This is a genomic window from Methylophilus sp. YYY-1 (assembly GCF_029132825.1).
GTDB lineage: Bacteria > Pseudomonadota > Gammaproteobacteria > Burkholderiales > Methylophilaceae > Methylophilus > Methylophilus glucosoxydans.
Window position 1 is genome coordinate 533,841 of sequence record NZ_WOVG01000001.1, and the last position, 23,354, is coordinate 557,194.

The following is a 23,354-nucleotide window of genomic DNA, read 5'->3' on the forward strand; positions in this document are numbered from 1 at the left end:
TTAGACTGACTTAGCGCGACAAGGATTCGACACGGATTTTTGTCACTTTACCAGTCAAAGCGGGCAAGGCCTCGATACGGGCGATCGCGGTATCCATGGTTTTTTCCTGGGTGGTATGGGTCAGAATGACGATATCCGCTTCTGACTCCCCATCTGCCGGCTCTTTCTGCAGAATGGCATCAATCGAAATTTGCAGATCAGCCAGAATCTTGGTCAAATCGGCCATGACACCGGGTTTATCCGATGCACGCAAACGCAAGTAGTAATCAGAATACACTTCTGCAATCGGCAACACGGGCAAAGCTTGCTGCTGGTCCAACTGGTAGCCCAAATAGGCCACGCGTTGTTCGGCCTGCGTGCCCTGCAAGCGAGCGATATCGACTAAATCAGCCACCACAGCACTCGCGGTAGGCTCAGCGCCCGCACCGGCGCCGTAGTACAAGGTAGGCCCAACGGCATCGCCTTTCACCACAACGGCATTCATGGCGCCATCGACATTGGCAATCAGGCGTTTTTCCGGGATCAAAGTCGGATGCACACGCAACTCGACGCCCTCACTGGTTTTCTTGCTGATGCCCAGCAATTTAACGCGGTAGCCCAACTCTGCCGCATAGCTAATATCTTGAATGCTGAGTTGAGTGATGCCCTCAGTGTAAGCTTGTTCAAACTGCATGGGCATGCCAAACGCAATACTGGCCATGATGGTCAGCTTGTGTGCGGCATCAATGCCTTCGACGTCAAACGTCGGATCAGCCTCGGCATATCCCAGACGCTGCGCTTCTTTGAGCACATCTGCGAAGGCGAGGCCTTTGTCACGCATTTCGCTCAGGATAAAGTTGGTGGTGCCGTTGATAATGCCAGCCACCCATTCGATTTTGTTGGCACTCAAGCCTTCACGTAAAGCCTTGATGATGGGGATACCACCTGCGACCGCCGCCTCAAATGCTACGATCACGCCTTTATCAGACGCAGCTTTAAAAATTTCGTTACCATGCACGGCCAGCAAGGCCTTGTTGGCCGTGACCACGTGCTTGCCATTGGCAATGGCTTGCAGCACCAACTCCTTGGCAATGGTGTAGCCGCCGATCAACTCGACAACCACATCAATCTCCGGGTTATTGACCACGGCAAAGGCGTCGTCAGTCAAGGCAACCTGCCCATTGGTGACCTGTTTGGCGAGCTCCAGGTTGCGGTCAGCCACTTGCACAATACGGATATTGCCCCCAATCCGGCGTGCGATTTCCGCCTGGTTACGGGTGAGCACGGTGTAAGTACCACCGCCTACTGTGCCTATGCCCAACAATCCAACTTTTAATTCTTTCATACTTAATACTCACCATTGATGGCATGCCCACTGGCACACCTTTTATTTTGAATGTTTCTTTCGATACCCATCGAGGTAACGCCCTATACGTGTCATGGCCTCGGTCAGGTCATCCACATTAGGCAGGAAGACCACCCGGAAGTGGTCTGGCGACTTCCAGTTAAAACCGGTCCCCTGTACCAACAGCACTTTTTCTTCGAGCAGCAAGTCCAGAATAAATTGCTGGTCATCCGCAATCGGATACATGTTGGCATCCAGCTTGGGGAACAAATACATGGCGGCCTGAGGTTTGACACAGGTCACCCCTGGCATCGCGGTCAACATGTCATAGGCCAGGTCGCGCTGTTTGCACAGACGACCACCAGGGGCCACCAGATCGTTGATACTTTGGTATCCTCCCAACGCAGTCTGGATCGCCAGTTGGCCGGGCACATTGGCACATAAGCGCATAGAGGCCAGCATATTCAGGCCTTCGATGTAGTCCTTGGCGTCTTTTTTATCGCCAGAGATAATCATCCAGCCGGAACGATAGCCACAAGCCCGGTAGTTCTTGGACAAGCCATTGAAGGTCACAAACAATACGTCATCGGCCAAAGAGGCAATCGAAGTATGTGTATTGCCGTCGTACAAGACCTTGTCGTAAATTTCATCGGCAAAAATCACCAGGCCGTGATGGCGGGCGATCTCAATAATGCCTTCCAGCGTCTCTTTAGGATACAAGGCACCGGTGGGGTTATTGGGGTTGATAATCACAATACCTTTGGTATTGGCATTGATTTTGTTCTCAATATCCTCAAGGTCAGGCAACCAGCCAGACTGCTCATCACACACATAATGCCGTGCGGTGCCGCCAGCCAGATTGACAGCCGCCGTCCACAGTGGATAATCGGGCATGGGCACCAGAATCTGGTCACCATTATTGAGCAAGCCTTGCATAGCCATGACAATCAGCTCGGACACGCCGTTGCCAATAATAATGTCGTCTATGGTCACGCCAGTAATATTCTTTTGCTGGGTGTAATGCATGATGGCTTTACGTGCGGCAAACAACCCTTTGGAATCGGTATAGCCAGAGGCCTGATCCATATTATGAATCACGTCCTGAACAATTTCTTCTGGCGCATTGAAACCGAACGGCATCGGGTTACCGATATTCAGCTTGATAATGCGCTGCCCGTCTTCCTCCATCTGGCGTGCGCGCTGTAATACAGGGCCGCGGATGTCGTAACAGACATTACTGAGTTTGCTGGATTTATTGACTGGCTGCATAGCGGATTAACAAACACATCTGGCGTGTGTTAAGCTCTTAAAGTAAAACTTTCATTCTACCTGCAAACCCTTGCTACATCAATGAACCTAGTACGCGGCATCGGGTCTGGATTGGATAGTCCTTGCACATTCAGCCACCTCACAATTGAGCTTCAAACTTATGAAACTACATCTGCATACCGGTGAACAGCAATACCAGATTCATGGCGTCGATAGCGATGCGGTGACCATTAATCAGCAACGCTATCCACAACCAGTCATTGTCAGCGATCAAGCACTGCGCACTGACTGGTTTCATGGCCCATGGGAAAAGCTGGACGGTCAAGCTTTATCACTCATTCTAGAGTTCAAACCAGAAGTCGTGTTATTGGGGACGGGAGACAAACAGCGGTTTATTCACCCCAAACATCTGCAGCCCTTTTTATCTGAACTGATCGCTGTGGAATGCATGACCACTGCAGCCGCTTGCCGTACCTTCAACATTTTGAGCGCAGAAAACAGAAAAGTCGTGGCTGCCCTGCTACTTGAAAAACACCTCTCGGACGCAAGTTAGCCGCTTACAGCGGCTTGAGCGTCACGCTTAGCCCATCCGGGGTGACTTTGAACTGGTCGGGGTGATACTTTCTCCCGGCATAACTCAAATCTTCCGGCTTCACGTCATATAGCACGACCTGCTTAAACCATTGCCGACCTATGTCTTTAGCCAACTGCTGGGCGAGGTTGCTCCACTCACTGCCGGCACCATCCAGCTGTAACGAATCCACCTCAGGCTGATCCAGCACCACCGCCTGTTGCGCCTGATCAAACCTCAACAAACCAGAGAGACCGAGTTTGCCGGTCGCAGAGTTAGCCAGCAAATCGCTACGGACATTCGCATCCATCAAGGCATGTATGCGGCCTGAGCCAGGCTCGACCGACACGAGTGCATTAGAAAGCTGAAGGTGCAATATACGCATAAGCGTGATCGGTTTTTCCAGTTTTCGATTCAACTTTTGCTGTAATTGTGCCGTATTAATATGCAAGGTGCGCTCGCCCAGACTCACACAGTGCGAGAGGAGTAACACTAGCAAAACACTGAGGCAAAGCCCGATTAATTGACGCATTTGTAAGCCCTATTTAACACTTGTAACATTCAACAAAAATCGAAAACACTTCACAGAGGATACGATAAGATCGTGCGCTATGGGAATTAAACATCGCCTCCAGCCTGGATTTACATTGGTAGAAATGATTGTGGTCATGCTGATTCTATCAGCGCTTGCTGTGACTGCCTATGCACGTATTTCTCAGGTCGACTCACAGGCCAGACAAGCCAGCTTGTCAGCCTTCAAAGCTAACGTACAAGCGACTGCCATCATGGCCAAAGGCGTATGCATGTCCGATCCGCAATGTGACAGCCAGCAAGTGGCACCGTCAACCACGATAGAGGGCAATGTTATTTACTTCAGCCAAAGCTATCCTGTCGGCTGGCTGGGCAATAGTGATGGTGCAGGCACCCTCAACCAGTTACTAGACACTGGGAAATTTGCTATCCAGCCATCCCTGTCAGATCGTGAGCATGCCACCTATTATTTGCAAGGGGCCAGAAACAGCGCACACTGCAAGCTGGAATATATCCTGGCCTCCGGTGCAAACAGCACTCAGCCTCTGACGATCCAGACAGACAGTAGCGGTTGCTAATATCAGGTCAAGCAGGCACCAAAAATAAAAAAGCCGTGTGTTGAAATCACACACGGCTATATACAGCTCAACCCAAGCTTAAAGATGTTTGGTTGACAAGGTCAATGTGGCGTTGGTGCCACCAAAACCAAAGCTGTTAGAAAGTGCGGTTTGCACCTTGGCAGATGGAATGGCCTGACGCACAATATTCAAGCCCTCAGCCGCCGGGTCCAGATGATCAATATTGGCAGAGGCCGCAATAAATCCGTGCTGCATCATCAGCAAGGTATAAATGGCTTCATTGACACCGGCGGCCCCAAGCGCATGACCAGACAGTGATTTGGTGGAGGCAATCGCTGCCCGGCTTTGCGTGCCAAAAACAGCGCGAATGGCTTCAAGCTCTTTGGTATCACCAACCGGGGTGCTAGTCCCATGCGTATTGATGTAATCAATGTCTTCCGGACTAATCCCTTGCAGGGCTTGCTGCATACAGCGCACCGCCCCTTCCCCGCTGGGAGCCACCATGTCATAGCCGTCAGAGGTTGCCCCGTAGCCTATCACTTCAGCATAAATCTGCGCACCGCGGGCTTTTGCATGTTCGTACTCTTCAAGCACGACAATGCCGCCTCCACCGGAGATGACAAAGCCATCCCTATCCACATCGTAAGTACGGGAAGCTTTTTCAGGCGTCTCATTATATTTGCTCGACAAGGCGCCCATGGCATCAAACAGATAACTCATGGTCCAGTGCTCTTCTTCGCCGCCGCCAGCAAACACAATATCCTGTTTACCCAATTGAATTTGCTCTACACCGGCCCCGATACAGTGGGCACTGGTTGAACAGGCAGAGCTGATACCGTAATTGACGCCCTTGATTTTCGCCCCGGTCGCCAAGCAGGCAGCAATGCCACTGCTCATGGTTTTGGTGACCATGTAAGGTCCCACACGACGAATCCCTTTTTCAGCCAGTGTATTGGTGCCTTCCAGCATACTCTCGGTGGAGGTCCCCCCGGCACCGACAATAAGGCCGGTCCGCACATTGGACACCAGTTCCGCTGGCAGTTGCGCATCAGCAATCGCTTCCTGCATGGCCAACCAGGCATAAGCATGGCCTTTGGCCATAAAACGCAACAACTTACGGTCAATCAGGGCTTCGATATCCAATTTTTTAATCGAACCCGCCACGTGCGAGCGCAAACCGCGCTCGGCATACTCCGGCTGATAGCTTATGCCAGAGCGCCCGGCTTTCAGGCTCTCCAGCACTTCTTGTTTGTTATTACCGAGACTTGATACGATACCAAATCCTGTAATCACTACGCGACGCATTGCGCCTCCCTTAAACTTCAAAAAACGGTCACGAATACTAAAAATGATCCGTACTAAAAATTGTCTGTGGTGGTAAACAGCCCAACACGCAAATCGCTGGCAGAATAAATCTCACGACCATCCACCTCCATCCGTGCATCCGCAATCCCCATCACCAGTTTGCGCATGATCACGCGTTTTAAGTCAATGTGATAACGCACCAACTTGGCCTTGGGCAGGACTTGACCGGTAAACTTCACCTCGCCTGAACCCAGCGCGCGGCCACGTCCAGGCCCACCTTTCCAACCCAGAAAAAAGCCTACCAGCTGCCACATCGCATCCAGACCCAAACAGCCTGGCATCACAGGGTCTCCGGTAAAGTGGCATTCAAAAAACCACAGGTCAGGACGGATATCCAGCTCGGCAATAATTTCGCCCTGGCCATATTTTCCACCTTCATCAGAAATCTTTACGATCCGGTCAAACATCAGCATAGGAGGCAGTGGCAATTGCGCGTTGCCTTCACCAAACATTTCGCCGCGACCGCAAGACAGCAACTCCTCTTTACTGAAACTACTTTTTCTAGTCATGTATTTTTAGATTTTTAGTATAAAACAATATTTTCGCCGGAAATTGCGTTTAGTGAAAGCTTTTTGTCACGCAAAGACTATACAGACCTGTATACTTTTCTTCAAAACACAGGTAACATTCCCAAAATTGTTACTGAATTTTACATATTAAAAACCGGCTGTCTGACGGGGTTTAAAAAAGGATTCGTGAATTTTTCACCCCGTTAAAGTTACAATTTAGTTACAATCAGAATCACTTAATACATTCAAATCATCAGGAAATCAGGCATGCAAGAACAACAACTCAACGATTGGCGTACCCATGCGCTCACACTCGAGTCAGAAGTCAACAAAGTGGTCGTCGGTCAGGAAACCCCGGTACGCCTGATTACCACGGCCGTGTTTGCGCGCGGCCATGTGCTGCTGGAAGGTGATGTGGGCGTTGGCAAAACCACCTTGCTGCGCGCATTCACCCGTGGCATTGGCGGTGGCTACCAGCGAATTGAAGGCACCATAGACCTGATGCCGAATGATTTGGTGTATCACACTTATTTGGGCGAAGATGGCAAACCTCATGTCAGCCCCGGTCCGCTGCTGATGTCAGGCCAGGACTTGTCGATCTTCTTCTTTAACGAGATCAACCGCGCGCGGCCACAAGTGCACTCCCTCATGTTGCGCGTGATGGCGGAACGGACACTGACCGCGTTTAACAAAGAACATTATTTCCCGCACATGCTGGTGTTTGCTGACCGCAACCAGGTAGAGCGCGAAGAAACCTTTGATATTCCTTCAGCAGCGCGCGACCGTTTCATGATGGAAATTCCAATCGTAGTGCCGCCTGCACACGACATTATGGAATCCCTGATTTTTGATACGCGCTTTCATGATGTAGACCAACTGATTTCAAATGTGCCAGCCGACATCCTCCAGTTTGACCAGCTAAACAGTTTTGCCAAGGTAATCCAGGAAAACATTCAGGCCAGCCCTGCCCTGCGCAAATATGCACTTGACCTGTGGCTGGCCACCAAAGATCCGGTTGCCTATGGCGTCAAGGTCTCCAACGTAGACATGAAGCGCCTGGTACTGAGTGGCGCCAGCCCGCGCGGGATGGGTATGCTGCTGCGTGCCGCCCGCGTCAATGCCTGGCTCAATAACCGCGCTGCAGTGGTACCGGAAGATATCCATGCCGTGTTCCATGAAACCATTGCACACCGCCTGGTCTTTAGCCCGGTCTACGAAATGCGCCGGACTGAAATTGCCCGCGAATTGCTGTCCGGTATCGTTCACGCGATTGCTGCCCCTTAATGGATGATGTACGAATTCACAAATAACGAGTACTGAAAAGTGATGCAGACAATTAAGGAATTCAGCTACCACATCGGCTGGCGCTCGCGCGCACGTCGCCCTGGCCGCCACAAGAGCAATCAGCGTGGCATGGGGATGGAGTTTCGCGGTCATACCACGCTGCTGTCCTATCCTGACCCGCGCCGGATTGACATCCGCCAAACCATACGTGACCCCATGGAGCAGGTTTATGTGCGTATCTTTAACCAGAAAAGCGCCACGCCTGTGTTTGTCCTGTGTGATATGTCGGGCTCCATGCAATACGGCACACCGCATACCAAACTGGTGACTGCGGCTGAAATCACCCGCTCGGTCGCCCAATCGGCTTGCCGCAATACGGATCCTGTTGGTTTTATCGGCTTTGATGATGATTTGCATGACGCGTGGCTGTCTACGTTGTCTTCACGGCCACACAGCATGTTTGACCTGGCTGACCGCCTTGAAAACCATTTACCCAATGAGGTCGGTGCCGCCGCCCTGCTGGAAAGCGTCAGGTTGTTGCCACGCGAGCGATCCCTGATTTTCATGGTGTCCGATTTTCATATGCCGCTGGAACAACTGGAAGCCGCGCTGGTGCTCATGCTGCGTCATCATATTGTGCCAGTGGTGTTATGGAATAGCACTGAATACAAGCAGTTGCCAGAATTTGGCATCACCAGTATCAATGACCCTGAAACCGGCGAGCGGCGCACGCTGTTTTTACGCGCCTCCTACCGTCAACGCATCCTGGAAGCGTTCGCGGCCCGTCGCCAGGCCATTGAAGATATTTTTATGAGATTTGATATGCAGCCCTTTTTTGTGGAAGACCAATTCGATGCCGATTTACTGACCGAATACTTCCATCAATACGTGCCTGCCTGAGGAAAGCGACCCATGAAAGCGCGCCACCATCTTTTATCTTTAGTGTTAGCAGCCAGCCTGTTGTCTGCCTCACTTAGCAGCGTTGCCGATGTGATTTTGCCATCCGTTGACAATAAATTTGTCAGTGTCCAGGAAATCAACCCGACCCGCGATGCCGGCTTTTTCGTCGGTGACAAGCTGCAACGGACCATGATCCTGACCGTCAAGCAACCTTACGAATTGATCAAGGAGTCGCTACCGATTGTCGGTTATGAGCACCGTTATCGTGGCCAGGTTTCTGGCATTGAATTGACGGCAATTGACATGGAGGAAGCCCATGAGCGACAACAGACCGTGTATACGATACATCTCGAATATCAGGTCTTCAAATCTGGTCGCGTGGTCAAGCCCGCCATCCTCAGAGGTGAAATCGTCAAGCTTCGCCAGCAAGGCAGTCAGGACATCAAGCAATTCCGCATGCCCTCGTTTAACTTTAGGACCTCGCCCCTCTCTGTGTATGGCGAAGTCAACCTGAAGAATGAAATGAGCCCGTTTGTCGCCCCCTTGAAACTGCATGCCGACAAAGAATGGCTGGCGCTAAAGGTGGCGACTGGTGTGCTGGCTGTCTGTTTGCTAGGCTTAGTCTACATTTTGGCGGCCAATACCTGGTTACCGCGCATGGGCGGTGCTTTTGCCAAAGCCTACCGCAAGCTTGGCAAACTGCCGGACGATGCGCAAGGTCTGCAACAGGCCATTTCCACCGTACATGAAGCCTTGCATCAGGTGGCGGGGCACAGCGTATTTGGTAATGGTATCGAGCATTTCTTGCAGCAAAAACCTGGTTTTACCCCTGCAAGGCCAGAAATTGAACGTTTTTTTGCCTTGTCTCGCCAAGTATTTTTTGACGCCAGCACACCGCTGGAGCTGGGCATCCCACCACGTGAATGGCTGAAAAAATTCTGTAGGCACATGCGCGACTGCGAACGCGGCTTGAAGCCAGAGGTACTCGCATAATGGCTTTTATCCATCCCTGGCTGTTGTGGGCACTCCCCTTGGCGCTGTTACCATTATTGCTAGATCGTTCCCATAGTAAACATTACTCCTGGGTGAGCCTGTTGCCACCGGACCCGCTGTCCAGAACCATCGGTTTTTTACTCAAGGTATTGGCCGTCATTAGCATCGTCTTCATTATTTTGGGCCTGGCCGGCCCACATAGTCTGGAGCAACAGGTTGAGCGGACCGGCATAGGTGCGCAGATCGGCCTGGTGCTGGACCGCAGCGCGAGTATGGACGACCCGTTTGCCGGAGACAAAGATGGTAATGTCGGTGAAACCAAATCGGTCGCAGCCGCACGTATCATGACCAAATTTGTGCAAAGCCGCCAGAACGACATGATGGGTCTGATTACCTTTAGTAACTCAGCCATGTATGTGTTACCGCTGACTGAAAATAAAGAAGCGATTTTGTCTGCTATTCAGGCGACTGCTGGCAACTCGCTGTTTCAAACCAATATTGGCGGCGGTTTGACCAGTGCGGTTGAATTGTTCAAGGATATGCCGGACTCCGGCTCTCGCGTGATTATCCTGATTTCTGATGGTGCAGGACGCGTCAGTGACATGGTGCAACAGAAGCTGCGTGACTGGCTGCAACGCTATAACATCGGCTTGTACTGGATTGTATTGCGCCAGCCAGGTGGCATTACCATCTTCGATCCCAAATATACGGCCAGTGGCTACGACGGCCCCATGCCAACCGAAGTGTTGCTGTATCAGTTCTTCCAGACGCTGCGTACCCCGTTTAGCGCCTATGAAGCCGCAGATCCCAAGTCACTGGAAGCGGCGATTGCCGACATCAACAGCAAAGAAAAAAAACCGATTCAATATCTGGAAAAAATCCCCGGCCATGATTACACCAATGTGTGTTACTGGGTGGCTTTCGTCATGATTGCACTCTTGCTGGCGGTTAAATACTTGGAGATTCATACATGGCGCTCAGCGTAAATAAACTTGTGATTGGACTGGTCGTAGTTGCGGTCTTGGCCGCGGGCACCATCGCCTACAGCTGGCAACGTATCAAGCAAGTCGAAGCCTTTAATCAGGCCGTAGCAACAGCTAAAAGTCCGCAAACTGACCAGCAAAGTTTCGAAGCCAAGTATGCAGTCGCCTACTGGTTAGGCAAAAATGAACGTTACAAGGAGTCCACACTTTTGTTTACCAAGCTCATCGAACAAGCCAATGCCAGTCAGCGCGCGGCCATTCTGCACAATGTGGGTAATATGTTTTTCATGCGTGCAATCCAAATGACGGGCGGCAATGACAACAGCACACGTGATGAGATTGAATACCTGTTGTCGCAAGCGGCCACCTCTTATAAATCAGCGCTCAAAGCAGATAACAGCAACTGGGGCACACGCCGCAACTATGACCGCGTTCTTGGCTTGCTGCCAGAAAAACCCACGCCAGGTGTAGGCGAATCTGACAATCCCGGGTTGATTATGGGCAACATTCCCAACGGATTGCCATAACCGGCGGCGATTCTCTCTGGCTCTGGATCTGAACATATTGACTGGCATGGCATGAAAATCTGGCTAAGACACTTTATCAAGCATCGCGACACGGCGCTGCTCGCCCTGGCACTGCTCTTTCTGCTGGGAGCAATTTTGCGACCCAGCATCCCGTTTAAACATAATATCTATGCCTATTTTCTGGTTGCAGATATTTCGCAAAGCATGAATGCAGAGGACATGATGCTGCATGGCAAAAAAGTCACGCGCATGGCCTATATGCAAAATATGATGCATGAAGTGGTGGCTTCATTGCCATGTGGCACCAAAGTCAGCATCGGCATGTTTGCTGGCAACTCGGTCGCCGCCATGTATGCACCGATTGAGGTATGCCGTAATTTTGCCGCAATCCAGGACACCATTGCCCATCTGGACTGGCGTATGGCGTGGTCAGGTAACAGCCGGGTGCGTGAAAGCCTGTTTGTGACCGCGAAAGTGGTGCGTGCCATGCCTGAGCCGGCGCAAGTGCTGTATTTTACCGATGGCGAAGAAGCCCCTAAACTGCACGCCTTCAACACCAAAAACCTCGATGAATTTCAAGGCGGTGATGACTGGCTGTTTGTTGGCATCGGTACCGATGAAGGCGTGGCGATTCCCAAGCTGAGCCAGGATAATCAGGTCATTGGCTACTGGTCTAACGAAAGTTTTGCCATGCAGCCTGGTATCGCACAGATCTCCGAAAGCACTTTGGGTGTACGCGACGATAACGTCGCATTTGGTGACCATGACCGCTATGTCTCCAAACTGGCCAGCGAATATCTGGAAAACCTGACCAAAGAAATTGGCGCAAAATTCATCAAAGGTGACAGCACCTATACCGTCCTCAAAGCCATGAAGGAGCAAAAACCGGCCCGCCGCGATATTGCTCCCTTACCATTGGATTGGCTACTGGCCAGCCTAGCAGGCTTATGTATACTCGCCACCTATGCGAGCCATCACCCTTGGCGGCAAATCAAGCAGAACCTGCATCTTTACCGTCGTGAGATTCAATCCAGATTTTTTGTAAAAAGCGAGGCCGTCGCCCACGACAACCATTTTCAATAACCGTTAACGCCTCGCCCCTCTGACATCCTAGGCCAGCGATGCAGGCAAACAGAAGACCTGACCATGCACAAAAAATGGCTACCCTTTTGCCTGAAACATCGCGACACCCTACTGCTAGGCATTGCACTGATGCTTTTACTCGGGGCGGCCTTGCGGCCTTCAATTCCGATTAAGCGCAATATCCATACTTACCTGCTGATAGCAGATATCACGCAAAGTATGAATGTGGTCGATATGTCGCTCGATCATGCCCCTGCCAGCCGTCTCGATTACACCAAACGCATGATGCATGACATCATCGCCCAACTGCCCTGTCAGACCCGCATCAGTATCGGCCTGTTTGCAGGCGATGCGGTAGCCGCCCTTTACACACCCCTGCATGTCTGCAAACACTTTTCAGCTATACAGCAGACCATAGACCATCTTGATTGGCGCATGGCCTGGACCGGCAACAGTCAGTTACGCCAAAGCGTGCCGATGGCAGCAAAACTATTGCGGCAAATGCCTGAGGCAACCAAAGCCGTCATTTTTACTGATGGCGATGAAGCGCCCCTGTTGCATGCCTTTAACACGCGTAACCTCAAAGACTTTCAGGGCTCGGACGACTTTTACTTTGTCGGCGTCGGGACAGACCAAGGGGCTGGCATTCCCAAGCTGACAGAAAACAATCAGATGATAGGCTACTGGTCGAATGAAAGCTTCGCCGTCCAGCCTAATATCGCGCAGGTCACCGCCAGTAAAAGCAGTGGACGTGATGACAGCGTGGCTGTCTCGGACTATGACCGCTATATTTCCAGGCGGGCGTCTGCCTATTTGAAAAAACTGTCTGAAGAAATTGGCGCGCAATACCTGGATGGCGATGACCCCCACCATGTATTGCAACACATCCAAAAACACAGCTCGCCACGTTATGAAATTGTGGCATACCCGATAGACTGGATACTCGCCACCCTGTCTGCGGTATGCATCGTCAGCGCCTACCTCAACCAGGACTCCAAACGACAGCTCACGCATACACTACGCAAACGATTTACCAAGTTGAGGCAGACGCGCTTGTTTAAAGCTAGACACGATGTCGCACACGACAATCACTTTTAAGCATGAGCCATTCAAGCCTGTCCCCAACGCAACCAGACGCGCAAAGCCGTCAAGCTTGCCCTGTCGGCCTGGTCAGGGAGCACTAGCATACGCTGCGTGCGCGGCATGGATTCAGGCGCAGCCTCTTGCAGCGGTTGCAGCTGCATATGCAAGACCAGGCACCACGGATGCACAACGCTATCAGAGAGCACGCTGACCTGATAGACCTGTCCCGTGCGGTTCACGACAGTCATCTGCCCATACACATCCACACGCAGTCTCTGGATACTGTGTTTCCAAGAGGTTGCCGCCAGTTGCGTCCAGTGCCAGCCACTTGCCAGTCCATAGACAGCCGTTGCACTCAACGCCCAGACAAACGCTAATTTCCACCACAGGCAGGCCATCACCAGCATTGAAAATAAGCACCACCAGCCCCATAAAAGATATGATGGTCGTAAGCGCAGATCAATTTCAGTTGATAAAATAGCTTTTTTCATTGCATGAACCAGGGCAAAGCCGCGCAAGCGACTCTGGCCCAGAAGGAAAACCGAGTTATGTCCAATCCAGCCACTGCATGGCAAACGTTTTTAATCTCGCAAGGGGCGCAGTTCAATTCACAAGGTGAAGCCAGCTTTCCCATAGAAAAGGCCTCTGCGCAACTATTTGACCTGTCGGGCAATGGCCTGATCGCCATCAGCGGTGCAGACAGCCAGACCTTTTTGCAGGGCCAGGTCACCAATGATATTAAACTGCTCGCTCAAGGTGCGCAATTCAATGGTTATTGCACGCCCAAAGGCCGCTTGCTGGCGCTGTTCTACTCCTTTACTGTTGAGGACGTCATTTACTTGCAATGCCCGCGCGCCTTGGTGCCAGACCTGGTGAAACGCTTGCGCATGTATGTGTTACGCAGCAAGGTGGTGGTAGAGGATGCCAGTGAGCGCCTCTACAGCCTGGGATTGGCGAGTGATGCGCTTGCGAGCACATTGACTGGCCTGCCCGCGCATCCGCATCAACTGGCGCAAACCGAGCTGGGGACGCTGATCCGCCTCGCTGACGCTGGCACACAACAACGCGCCCAGCTGATTGTCGCTGCCGACCAGGCTGAAACCGTTTGGCAATCGCTGCGCGCGACCTTCACCCCAAGCAGCACGGCTCACTGGGAAGCGCTGGAAATTCAGGCGGGGATTCCGCAAGTTTACTCAGCCACTAAAGAACAGTTTGTCCCACAAATGGTCAATCTGGATGCATTAAATGGCATCAACTTTAAGAAAGGCTGCTATACCGGCCAGGAGATCGTTGCCCGCACGCACTATCTGGGCAAGGTCAAGCGCCGCACATTGCTGGCACAACTGCCTAAAACCGCCCAAGTACCACTGGCAGGCGACACCTTGCAGGATGCCCAGACACAAGACGCGGGTCAACTGGTGCGCGTTGCGCCCGATGCCTTGAGTGGCGGCTGGTGGGTATTGGCAGAATGCCGACTGGAAGCCAAAGAGGCCGGAGAGATTCTCTGGCAAGGTCAGCCCTTGCTGTTTAAAGAATTACCGTATCCCTTGCCCTAATCTACTAGGTCAATAAAAATAAAAAAGGCGCTAGAAGCGCCTTTTTATTGGGACGGCTGCGCCGGGATCACAGGCACTGCATCTGCGGGCTTGGCCGCAGCGTCGGTCTGGCTCTTACTGGCTGAAGACTTGTTCTGAATCACCTGAAAAAATATTTCGTCCTGCTTCACCAGGCCCAACTCACTGCGTGCCCGCTCTTCAATCGCAGACTGTCCCTGCTTGAGATCGCGCACTTCAGCGCGCAGTGTTTCATTGCGTTGCCGATAATAATCGTTACGCTTTTGGTGCGCCTCAATCTGCTGTGAATATTGCCATACGCGCAACCAACTGCCCTTGCCCAGCCACAACGGATATTGCAGCAGGGCAATCAGGACCACTAATACAACTGTCAGTTTACGCACCGTGGCCCAAAATCAGTTATTTGAACAACTGATAGAAAGCAGACAAGCCAGCGTAGCTGGTGGCATCGCCCAACTCTTCTTCAATACGCAGCAACTGGTTGTACTTGGCAACGCGCTCTGAACGGCACAGGGAACCCGTCTTGATTTGCAAGGCGTTGGTCGCCACAGAGATGTCGGCAATCGTCGTATCTTCGGTTTCGCCAGAGCGGTGTGACACTACGGCCGTGTAGTTGGCACGTTTTGCCATCTCGATGGTCTGGAAAGTTTCAGTCAAGGTACCAATCTGGTTGACTTTGATCAGCACAGAGTTGGCCACGCCTTTCTGGATGCCTTCACGCAGGATTTTGGGGTTGGTCACAAACAGGTCATCGCCAACCAACTGTGTGGATTTACCCAAGCGTTGTGTCAACAGGTCCCAGCCCTCCCAGTCAAACTCGCTCATACCATCTTCAATGGTGATGATAGGATACTTATCGGCCAAGGTAGCCAGGTAGTCACAGAACTGGGCAGAGGTCAGTGCAGCGCCTTCAGACTCAAGGTGGTATTTACCATCTCGGTAGAATTCGGTACTGGCGCAATCCAGGCCCAGGTAAATATCTTTGCCTGGCTCATAGCCAGCGGCTTCGATGGACTCCATGATCAGTTGCAAGGCAGACTCGTTGGAGGGCAAGTTAGGTGCAAAACCACCTTCATCACCCACAGTCGTCGCCAAGCCTTTGGCATGCAAGGTTTTCTTCAGTGCATGGAACACTTCTGCACCCGCACGCAAGGCTTCACGGAAGCTTGGCAAGCCCGCTGGCACAATCATGAATTCCTGAATATCCACAGAGTTATCTGCGTGTGCACCGCCGTTGATGATGTTCATCATAGGCGTTGGCAATTGCATGAACGCAGAACCACCCAGGTAACGATACAGTGGCAAACCGCTTTCTTCAGCCGCCGCACGTGCACAGGCCATGGACACGCCCAAAATCGCATTTGCACCCAGACGGTCTTTGTTCTCGGTACCATCCAGCTCAATCAGCGTCTTGTCGATAAAACTTTGCTCTTCAGCATCCAGGCCAATGATCGCTTCAGTAATTTCCGTGTTGACGTTCTCAATCGCGTTCAATACGCCTTTGCCCAGGTAACGGCTTTTATCGCCATCACGCAGTTCCACGGCCTCTTTGGTACCGGTAGATGCGCCTGAAGGCACTGCCGCACGACCAATCACCCCGCTTTCCAGCAAAACGTCGACTTCAACCGTCGGGTTGCCACGGGAATCCATAATCTCGCGGGCGATAATATCTACAATAGCGCTCATGATTTATCCTTATCTAAGATGAAAAAAATTATAGGGTTTGTTCTGCGAAACCGGCTTTCTTGACCAGCTTGTCGAGATCGACCAGCAAGTGCAGCAAGTCTTCCATTTTGCCCAAGGGCCAGGCGTTCGGGCCATCAGACAAAGCTTGGCTCGGGTCAGGATGCGTTTCCATAAAGATCCCGGCAATACCACTCGCCACTGCTGCACGTGCCAACACCGGCACAAACTCACGCTGACCGCCACTCTTCTCGCCCTGCCCGCCTGGTTGCTGGACAGAATGGGTGGCATCAAATACCACTGGACACTGTGTTTCACGCATAATCGCCAAACCACGCATGTCAGAAACCAGCGTGTTATAGCCAAACGAAGCACCGCGTTCGCAAACCATAATATTGTCGGCACCGCCGTTGGCTTCTTTAGCCTTGTTGACCACTTGTTTCATGTCACCAGGGGCTAAAAACTGGCCTTTTTTGATATTGACCGGCTTGCCAGACTGGGCACAAGCGACGATAAAGTCGGTCTGACGGCACAGAAAAGCCGGGGTTTGCAACACATCCACCACCGCGGCCACGTGAGGCACCTGTTCTTCGGTATGCACGTCGGTCAAGATCGGCACACCGATCTGGGCACGCACTTCGTCCAGAATTTTCAGGCCCTCTTCCATACCAAAACCACGGAAAGTCTTGGTCGAACTACGGTTAGCTTTGTCGTAAGAAGATTTATAAATAAATGGCACCCCCACGCGGGCAGCCATCTCTTTTAACTGGCCAGCCGTATCAATTGCCATTTGCTTGGATTCAATGACGCAAGGGCCAGCGATCAGAAACAGAGGATGTTCGAGACCAACGTCAAAACCACATAATTTCATTCAACATTCCTTATTTTTTGGATGCTTTTTGTGCCAGCGCAGCCTGCACATAGGCTTTAAACAATGGATGACCCGCACGCGGGTTAGACGTAAACTCGGGGTGGAACTGGCAAGCGACAAACCACGGATGCACAGACTGTGGCAACTCAATCATTTCACACAATTCTTCACGCGGCGTGCGTGCAGAAATGACCAGACCGGCGTCTTTCAACTGGTCCACATAGTGGTTGTTGACTTCATAGCGGTGACGGTGACGCTCATTGACTTCGCTGCCGTAAATGCTGGCGGCCAACGTGTTCGGCACAATCGGACAGCTTTGCGCACCCAGACGCATGGTGCCACCGAGATCGGAGTGTTCATCACGCTTCTCGATCTTGCCGGAAGCATCTTGCCACTCGTCAATCAGACCAATCAATTTATGCTCGGTGCCAGGGTTAAACTCAGTGCTGTTCGCATCCTTGAGCCCTGCGACATTACGCGCATACTCAATCACTGCCAATTGCATGCCCAGGCAGATACCCAGGTAAGGCACTTTGTTTTCACGCGCATACCGAATGGCCGCAATCTTGCCTTCGGTACCACGTACGCCAAAGCCGCCAGGAATCAGGATCGCATCCATGCCCTTGAGACTATCGGTGCCACTTTTCTCAATGTCTTCGCTATCGATGTAGTGAATCTTGACCTTGGACTCGGTATGAATGCCGGCGTGTATCAGCGCTTCGGTCAGTGATTTGTATGACTCGGTCAAATCGACATACTTACCGACAAATGCGATATCGACAATCTCTTTGGGATTGGCTTGCGCGTGAGTAATTTTTTGCCAGGCAGACAAATCCGCTGCTTTGGCAAGAATATTCAGTTTGTGGCAAACAATCTCATCCAGCATTTGCGCGTGCAACAGGCCGGGGATTTTATAAATCGAATCGCTATCAATGGCACTAATCACCGCCTCAAAAGCCACATTGGTGAACAAGGCAATCTTGCGTTTTTCATCTTCAGGGATTTCGCGTTCAGCACGGCACATCAAAATATCAGGCTGAATACCGATTTCGCGCAACTCTTTCACCGAGTGCTGGGTGGGTTTGGTTTTCAGCTCGCCTGCGGTTGGAATCCATGGCAGCAAGGTCAGATGGATATAACAGGCGTTGTTTCTGCCTTCTTCAATCCCCATCTGACGAATCGCTTCCAGAAACGGCAAGGACTCAATATCGCCGACCGTACCACCCACTTCGACAATCGCCACATCCGCGCCTTCAGCACCACGTTTCACGTGTGCCTTGATTTCATCGGTAATGTGCGGAATGACCTGTACGGTTTTACCCAGATATTCGCCACGGCGTTCTTTCTTGATCACCGTTTCGTAAATCTGGCCAGTAGTGAAGTTGTTACGCTTGGACATCTTGCTGCTGATAAAGCGCTCGTAATGACCAAGATCGAGATCGGTTTCCGCGCCGTCGTCGGTCACAAACACTTCGCCGTGCTGAAATGGCGACATGGTGCCGGGGTCAACGTTGATATAGGGATCAAGTTTCAGCATGGTCACTTTAATGCCACGCGATTCGAGAATGGCGCCGAGGCTGGCGGCCGCGATACCTTTTCCAAGAGAAGAAACAACACCGCCGGTTACGAATACATATTTGGTCATGGATCAGGTACTTTGAGATTGTTACAGACGGGAGAACATTTTACCGTAAACCCCCCTCTCCCACAATGAAAGTCAGGCATTAAATCTGGCAGCGACTCGCCAAGGCCTGCGCTTACGCATACAATTCCATCATGTATGACGCTCAAACAAACGCTCCAGCCCTGTGGCAACCATTATTGCCGCAACCGCATGCGCTAAGCCATAAATATAGCCGCGGCTATGTGCTGATCCAGGGTGGCTACCCGATAACAGGCGCAGCCCGCCTCGGGGCGATGGCGGCTGCCAGATGCGGGGCAGGCATGACGGCGATTGCAGCCCCAGAAGTCGCGCTACCAATTTATGCCAGCACGCTATTGAGCGTCATGGTGAAGCCCTATGCGCATGCCGCAGAATTACAGACACTGCTTGAAGACGCGCGCGTGAGTTGCTATTTAATTGGCCCCGGGGCAGGTCTCTCACAAGACACTAGACTCACCACTCTTGCCATGTTAGCCACAGGCAAACCGGTGGTCATCGATGCCGACGCCCTGACAACCTTTGCCGGTCAGATGGACACCCTCAAGCAAGCGATAGGTGCAAGCTGCGTGCTCACCCCGCATGAAGGCGAGTTCAAAAGCGTTTTTGGAATGAGTGCGGCGCATGATAGACCCAAGCGAATCTCACAAGCAGTAACGGCGGCACAAGCCTGCGGGGCGATTGTTTTACTCAAAGGTGCCCACACCATTATTGCCACACCGGAAGGCCGGGTGTTGATCAACGAACAGGCACCGCCGACCTTGGCGACTGCAGGCGCTGGCGATGTGCTGGCGGGCATGATTGCCAGTCTGTTGGCACAAGGCATGCCCGCATTCGAAGCATGTGCGGCGGCCACCTGGATGCATGCGCAAGCCGCGCGTTTATTTGGAGTGGGATTGATTGCAGAAGATTTGCCAGGGATGATTCCGGCCGTGTTGCAGGCGCTTTTAAAAACTTAACCCTTTTCTAAAGATTCGCCTTTGCTAAGCGCACTTGATTTCGCGTCACTTTTAACGCTTCATCTTGTTTTTCATCAGCGCATTTTGCTCGCGCTTCCAGTCGCGCTCTTTTTCAGCATCACGCTTATCGTGTTGTTTTTTACCCTTAGCCAACCCAATTTGCACTTTTACCCGTCCGCGGGTGAAATGCATGTCCAGTGGCACCAAGGTGTAACCTGCACGCTCGACCTTGCCAATCAATTTGTCGATCTCTTCGCGGTGCAGCAGCAATTTGCGTGTACGGATCGCATCAGGACGCACATGGGTGGATGCCGAGCCTAGCGGCGTAATGTGGCAACCGATCAGGTACAACTCGCCACGCATGACCACCACGTAGGATTCCTTGAGGTTGGTACGGTTATCGCGTATCGCCTTGACTTCCCAGCCCTCGAGCACGAGGCCGGCTTCGTATTTTTCTTCAATAAAATAGTCAAAAAACGCTTTTTTGTTTTGCGCGATAGTCATAACGCTGCTGTACGGGCTTAAATCACTTAAAATAGCATTTTAACCCAAAACCGACTTTCGTTCTGACGCAATGGCTCAAGTAGAAAAAACCGTGCTGGTCATGCATTCGTGTGAAGCGATGTTTCAATTGGTTGATGCAGTTGAAACCTATGCTGACTTTTTACCCTGGTGTGGCGGTAGCCAGGTCATCGAGCGCACGGATACCGTGACCCAGGCCACCATCCACATCCGTTACCACGGCATACAGCAGCACTTTACAACACGCAACCACAAACAATTCCCGCACCGCATGGAAATCACGCTGGTGGATGGCCCGTTCAAGCAACTGAGTGGACACTGGCACTTTATAAGACTGCGTGAAGATGCCTGCAAAATTGAATTCAAGCTTGAATATGTCTTTGCCAACGGCCTGATTGAACGCATGATTGCGCCGGTGTTCAGCCATATTGCCAACACCTTCGTCGACAGCTTCGTCAAACAGGCTGGCAAGCTCCAACTCAAGTAATGACCAAACCGGTCACGCCAGCCATGCCTGAAGAACTCACCGGGATGCTTAATATAGAAGTGGTCTATGCGCTGCCAACGTCGCAAACGCTGATCACACTCGTGGTGCCGCCAGGCACCACTGCAATCGTGGCCGTGCGACAGTCGGGCATTCTGGAACAACACCAGATGACCGCAAGCAAAGAATTATCCTTAGGCATTTTTGGCAAAAAAGTCAGCCACGACAGGCCACTAAAAGCGATGGACAGGGTAGAAATTTATCGCCCGCTGATTGCGAACGCCAAAGAAATGCGCCGTCAGCGTGCCACTAAACAGAAAACAGCCGCGGCCAAGCGGGCCAATTCCCGTTAATTACGTATTGCACCATTCAACGCGCTGACAAAACTGCAGGCTTTCTGATCAACACCATCAAGATGCATTACTCGGGTGGACAATTTTCGTCGATTTCTTGCTGCGCGGCTGCCAGCCCCTGACGAATTTGCTCATCTGACAGATATTCGCGCTGACCATTCTCGTTCACATTCTGCATGCGGCCACCCACGGCATAGTTGCGATAGTTGCTTCTGGCTGCTGCACAATTTTGGGCTTTTTGACGCGCTTCCATCGCCTTGAGCGCTTCAGCTTCTGGGGACGCATTCTGCCCGGCTGAGTTCTCGGGCATTTTCTGTTTGGCCGGATTCATTTGCTCGCGCGAATAGGCGTCGGATCGCGTCAGTGGCGTATCCGCTGGCACCGTCGTCGCCTTGATTTTTTGCGTGGATGGACCGGCGACAGGAGGCGTATCCGAATAATTCATAATGCCTTTTTCATCGCGCCATTTATAAATCTCGGCCGCAGCCTGCATGGCCCAGCACAAGCCCAGCATCAACATCCATCTCAACGTCATTCTCATTTGATAAACCCACACTTGCTTAGAAAAAGGTTAAGTAAAGGCCTCATGCACAAACCATGCCAGACATCAGCAAACAGAACTGCAAAAACGCAAAACGCTTTGTCAAGGCAAAGTGAAATCGGTATAATTATATTTTGGAGATAAGGAATTCACATGCGTTTGTTGCAACAAGCTCTTACCTTTGATGACGTTTTACTCGTTCCCGCACATTCGAATGTGATGCCGCGCGAGGTCAATCTCAGCACCAAGCTTACCAAGAGCATCACCTTAAATATTCCCCTGCTATCTGCTGCGATGGACACCGTCACTGAAGCACGCATGGCCATTGCATTGGCGCAACTGGGCGGCATGGGCATCATACACAAAAACATGTCGGTAGAGATGCAAGCTTCTCGCGTCTCCCGCGTAAAACGCTTCGAGTCCGGCGTCGTCATTGACCCGGTCACCATCCACCCGGCCATGAGTGTGCGCGAGGTGATGAATATCACCCAACAGCAAAAAATTTCAGGCTTGCCTGTGTTGCAAGATGGCAAGGTGGTCGGCATTGTTACCAACCGCGACCTGCGCTTTGAAACCAACCTTGATCAAGCCGTCAGCAATGTGATGACCCCGCAAGACCGTCTGGTCACCGTGCGGGAAGGCGCCAGTCGCGAAGAAATCATGGGCTTGCTGCATAAACACCGTCTTGAGCGCTTGCTGGTTATTGGTGAAAACTATGAGCTCAAAGGCTTGATTACCGTTAAAGACATTCAAAAATCGTCAGATCACCCCCTGGCCTGTAAAGATGAAAAAGGTCGCTTGCGCGTCGGCGCGGCAGTGGGCGTGGGTGACGGCACAGAAGAACGCATTGCCGCACTGGTTGAAGCCGGTGTCGATGCCATTGTGGTCGATACAGCGCATGGTCACTCACAAGGCGTACTGGATCGCGTCAAATGGGCTAAAACCCACTATCCAAAACTGCAAGTGATTGGTGGCAATATTGCCACGGCAGAAGCCGCGCTGGCCTTGGTGGATCATGGCGCTGACTGTGTCAAAGTGGGCATCGGCCCTGGCTCTATCTGCACCACCCGTATCGTGGCTGGCGTCGGCGTGCCGCAAATCACAGCCATCAGCAATGTGGCCAAAGCCCTTGAAAAATCAGGCGTGCCATTTATTGCAGACGGCGGCATTCGCTTCTCTGGCGATATTTCTAAAGCCATTGCTGCAGGCGCGTACAACGTCATGCTGGGCGGGATGTTTGCAGGCACTGAAGAAGCGCCTGGCGAAGTAGAGTTGTACCAAGGTCGCTCTTACAAATCCTACCGCGGCATGGGCTCGATAGGCGCCATGCAAAAAGGCTCTTCTGACCGCTACTTCCAGGACAGCACGGCCAACGCTGACAAGCTGGTGCCTGAAGGCATCGAAGGCCGCGTTCCTTATAAAGGTAGTGTCGTTGCAGTGATCCATCAGTTGATGGGCGGCTTGCGTGCCTCCATGGGTTATGTGGGCTGCGCTTCTATTGAAGAAATGCGTAACAAGGCAGAGTTTGTGCAAATCACCAGTGCCGGTATGCGCGAGTCGCATGTGCATGATGTGCAGATTACTAAAGAAGCACCGAATTACCGTATTGATTAACCCTTATTGATAAACGCGAATTCATCCATTTAATCAAAGCCACAGAGGACACAGAGATCACAGAGAAATGACTTCTCTAAGACTCTGTGTCCT

General features: G+C 51.8%; 26 protein-coding genes. 14 read left to right on the top strand and 12 right to left on the bottom strand.

The features are described 5' to 3' along the window. Nucleotides 1-10: 10 nt before the first annotated feature. Complete coding sequence (locus GOC95_RS02400) at nt 11-1,324, bottom strand: homoserine dehydrogenase (RefSeq protein WP_275355508.1); 1,314 nt, start codon at nt 1,322-1,324, stop codon at nt 11-13. Between the two features lie 42 nt (nt 1,325-1,366). Then, nucleotides 1,367-2,593 (bottom strand): pyridoxal phosphate-dependent aminotransferase, encoded by a 1,227-nt coding sequence (locus GOC95_RS02405; protein ID WP_275355510.1) that lies wholly within the window; start codon nt 2,591-2,593, stop codon nt 1,367-1,369. 160 nt (nt 2,594-2,753) lie between these two features. Between GOC95_RS02405 and GOC95_RS02410 the strand changes: the two genes are divergently transcribed. Beyond that, complete coding sequence (locus tag GOC95_RS02410) at nt 2,754-3,146, top strand: MTH938/NDUFAF3 family protein (RefSeq protein ID WP_275355511.1); 393 nt, start codon at nt 2,754-2,756, stop codon at nt 3,144-3,146. 4 nt (nt 3,147-3,150) lie between these two features. Here GOC95_RS02410 and GOC95_RS02415 read toward each other — a convergent pair whose 3' ends face one another. Continuing rightward, the gene (locus tag GOC95_RS02415; RefSeq protein ID WP_275355512.1) at nt 3,151-3,696 is read right to left on the bottom strand and encodes a DUF1439 domain-containing protein; all 546 of its coding nucleotides are present in this window, start codon (nt 3,694-3,696) and stop codon (nt 3,151-3,153) included. Between the two features lie 79 nt (nt 3,697-3,775). Between GOC95_RS02415 and GOC95_RS02420 the strand changes: the two genes are divergently transcribed. Next, the gene (locus GOC95_RS02420) at nt 3,776-4,273 is read left to right on the top strand and encodes a type II secretion system protein (protein ID WP_275355513.1); all 498 of its coding nucleotides are present in this window, start codon (nt 3,776-3,778) and stop codon (nt 4,271-4,273) included. A gap of 78 nt (nt 4,274-4,351) precedes the next feature. Here the strand turns inward: GOC95_RS02420 and fabB are convergent, their stop codons facing one another. Both fabB and fabA read right to left on the bottom strand, forming a co-directional pair. Further along, complete coding sequence (fabB, locus tag GOC95_RS02425) at nt 4,352-5,578, bottom strand: beta-ketoacyl-ACP synthase I (RefSeq protein WP_275355515.1); 1,227 nt, start codon at nt 5,576-5,578, stop codon at nt 4,352-4,354. Between the two features lie 53 nt (nt 5,579-5,631). Continuing rightward, nucleotides 5,632-6,147, bottom strand: a complete 516-nt coding sequence (gene fabA / locus GOC95_RS02430) for a 3-hydroxyacyl-[acyl-carrier-protein] dehydratase FabA (protein ID WP_194747833.1) — start codon at nt 6,145-6,147, stop codon at nt 5,632-5,634. A 267-nt stretch (nt 6,148-6,414) separates the two neighbouring features. On the opposite strand from fabA, the gene GOC95_RS02435 reads away from it, so the two are divergent. The 7 genes from GOC95_RS02435 (at nt 6,415) to GOC95_RS02465 (ending at nt 13,015) form a co-directional block, all read left to right on the top strand. Further along, entirely contained in the window at nt 6,415-7,431 is a 1,017-nt protein-coding gene (locus GOC95_RS02435) for a MoxR family ATPase (protein ID WP_275355518.1), read from the top strand. A gap of 42 nt (nt 7,432-7,473) precedes the next feature. After that, a complete protein-coding gene (locus GOC95_RS02440; protein WP_194747837.1) occupies nt 7,474-8,331 on the top strand; it encodes a DUF58 domain-containing protein in 858 nt (285 codons plus the stop codon). Nucleotides 8,332-8,343: 12 nt separating this feature from the next. Then, complete coding sequence (locus GOC95_RS02445; protein WP_275355520.1) at nt 8,344-9,324, top strand: hypothetical protein; 981 nt, start codon at nt 8,344-8,346, stop codon at nt 9,322-9,324. Continuing rightward, complete coding sequence (locus tag GOC95_RS02450) at nt 9,324-10,310, top strand: vWA domain-containing protein (RefSeq protein WP_275355522.1); 987 nt, start codon at nt 9,324-9,326, stop codon at nt 10,308-10,310. The genes GOC95_RS02445 and GOC95_RS02450 overlap by 1 nt, the downstream gene beginning before the upstream one ends. Further along, the gene (locus GOC95_RS02455; RefSeq protein ID WP_194747843.1) at nt 10,295-10,834 is read left to right on the top strand and encodes a hypothetical protein; all 540 of its coding nucleotides are present in this window, start codon (nt 10,295-10,297) and stop codon (nt 10,832-10,834) included. The genes GOC95_RS02450 and GOC95_RS02455 overlap by 16 nt, the downstream gene beginning before the upstream one ends. Nucleotides 10,835-10,885: 51 nt before the next feature. Further along, a complete protein-coding gene (locus tag GOC95_RS02460; protein WP_194747845.1) occupies nt 10,886-11,917 on the top strand; it encodes a vWA domain-containing protein in 1,032 nt (343 codons plus the stop codon). A gap of 63 nt (nt 11,918-11,980) precedes the next feature. Further along, nucleotides 11,981-13,015: a VWA domain-containing protein gene (locus GOC95_RS02465; RefSeq protein ID WP_275355525.1), complete on the top strand. Its 1,035-nt coding sequence runs from the start codon at nt 11,981-11,983 to the stop codon at nt 13,013-13,015. Nucleotides 13,016-13,026: 11 nt separating this feature from the next. Here the strand turns inward: GOC95_RS02465 and GOC95_RS02470 are convergent, their stop codons facing one another. Further along, the gene (locus tag GOC95_RS02470; RefSeq protein WP_275355527.1) at nt 13,027-13,491 is read right to left on the bottom strand and encodes a hypothetical protein; all 465 of its coding nucleotides are present in this window, start codon (nt 13,489-13,491) and stop codon (nt 13,027-13,029) included. A 57-nt stretch (nt 13,492-13,548) separates the two neighbouring features. On the opposite strand from GOC95_RS02470, the gene GOC95_RS02475 reads away from it, so the two are divergent. Further along, nucleotides 13,549-14,556 carry a folate-binding protein gene (locus tag GOC95_RS02475; RefSeq protein WP_275355528.1) on the top strand — a complete coding sequence of 336 codons (1,008 nt, stop codon included), beginning with the start codon at nt 13,549-13,551 and terminating at the stop codon, nt 14,554-14,556. Nucleotides 14,557-14,600: 44 nt separating this feature from the next. Here the strand turns inward: GOC95_RS02475 and ftsB are convergent, their stop codons facing one another. The 4 genes from ftsB to GOC95_RS02495 are packed head-to-tail and all read right to left on the bottom strand — an operon-like array spanning nt 14,601 to nt 18,773. After that, the gene (gene ftsB / locus GOC95_RS02480) at nt 14,601-14,957 is read right to left on the bottom strand and encodes a cell division protein FtsB (protein WP_275355530.1); all 357 of its coding nucleotides are present in this window, start codon (nt 14,955-14,957) and stop codon (nt 14,601-14,603) included. Nucleotides 14,958-14,973: 16 nt separating this feature from the next. Further along, nucleotides 14,974-16,260 (bottom strand): phosphopyruvate hydratase, encoded by a 1,287-nt coding sequence (gene eno, locus GOC95_RS02485; protein ID WP_194747853.1) that lies wholly within the window; start codon nt 16,258-16,260, stop codon nt 14,974-14,976. A gap of 28 nt (nt 16,261-16,288) precedes the next feature. Continuing rightward, entirely contained in the window at nt 16,289-17,128 is an 840-nt protein-coding gene (kdsA, locus tag GOC95_RS02490) for a 3-deoxy-8-phosphooctulonate synthase (RefSeq protein ID WP_275355531.1), read from the bottom strand. 10 nt (nt 17,129-17,138) lie between these two features. After that, entirely contained in the window at nt 17,139-18,773 is a 1,635-nt protein-coding gene (locus GOC95_RS02495; protein WP_194747857.1) for a CTP synthase, read from the bottom strand. A 131-nt stretch (nt 18,774-18,904) separates the two neighbouring features. Here GOC95_RS02495 and GOC95_RS02500 point away from each other — a divergent pair, with 131 nt between their 5' ends. Further along, on the top strand, nt 18,905-19,747 hold the full coding sequence (locus GOC95_RS02500; protein WP_275355534.1) for an NAD(P)H-hydrate dehydratase: 843 nt from the start codon (nt 18,905-18,907) through the stop codon (nt 19,745-19,747). A 51-nt stretch (nt 19,748-19,798) separates the two neighbouring features. On the opposite strand, the gene smpB is transcribed toward GOC95_RS02500, so the two are convergent. Then, nucleotides 19,799-20,251, bottom strand: coding sequence for an SsrA-binding protein SmpB (gene smpB / locus GOC95_RS02505; RefSeq protein ID WP_194747859.1), 453 nt, complete (start codon nt 20,249-20,251; stop codon nt 19,799-19,801). A 70-nt stretch (nt 20,252-20,321) separates the two neighbouring features. On the opposite strand from smpB, the gene GOC95_RS02510 reads away from it, so the two are divergent. Together GOC95_RS02510 and GOC95_RS02515 are read left to right on the top strand one after the other, a co-directional pair. Continuing rightward, nucleotides 20,322-20,756, top strand: coding sequence for a type II toxin-antitoxin system RatA family toxin (locus GOC95_RS02510; RefSeq protein WP_194747861.1), 435 nt, complete (start codon nt 20,322-20,324; stop codon nt 20,754-20,756). Next, nucleotides 20,756-21,106 (top strand): RnfH family protein, encoded by a 351-nt coding sequence (locus GOC95_RS02515; protein WP_275355539.1) that lies wholly within the window; start codon nt 20,756-20,758, stop codon nt 21,104-21,106. The genes GOC95_RS02510 and GOC95_RS02515 overlap by 1 nt, the downstream gene beginning before the upstream one ends. Nucleotides 21,107-21,173: 67 nt before the next feature. Here GOC95_RS02515 and GOC95_RS02520 read toward each other — a convergent pair whose 3' ends face one another. Next, the gene (locus GOC95_RS02520; protein WP_275355541.1) at nt 21,174-21,641 is read right to left on the bottom strand and encodes a DUF4124 domain-containing protein; all 468 of its coding nucleotides are present in this window, start codon (nt 21,639-21,641) and stop codon (nt 21,174-21,176) included. A 159-nt stretch (nt 21,642-21,800) separates the two neighbouring features. On the opposite strand from GOC95_RS02520, the gene guaB reads away from it, so the two are divergent. After that, nucleotides 21,801-23,261 (top strand): IMP dehydrogenase, encoded by a 1,461-nt coding sequence (gene guaB / locus GOC95_RS02525; RefSeq protein WP_194747867.1) that lies wholly within the window; start codon nt 21,801-21,803, stop codon nt 23,259-23,261. The last annotated feature ends 93 nt before the right edge of the window (nt 23,262-23,354 follow it).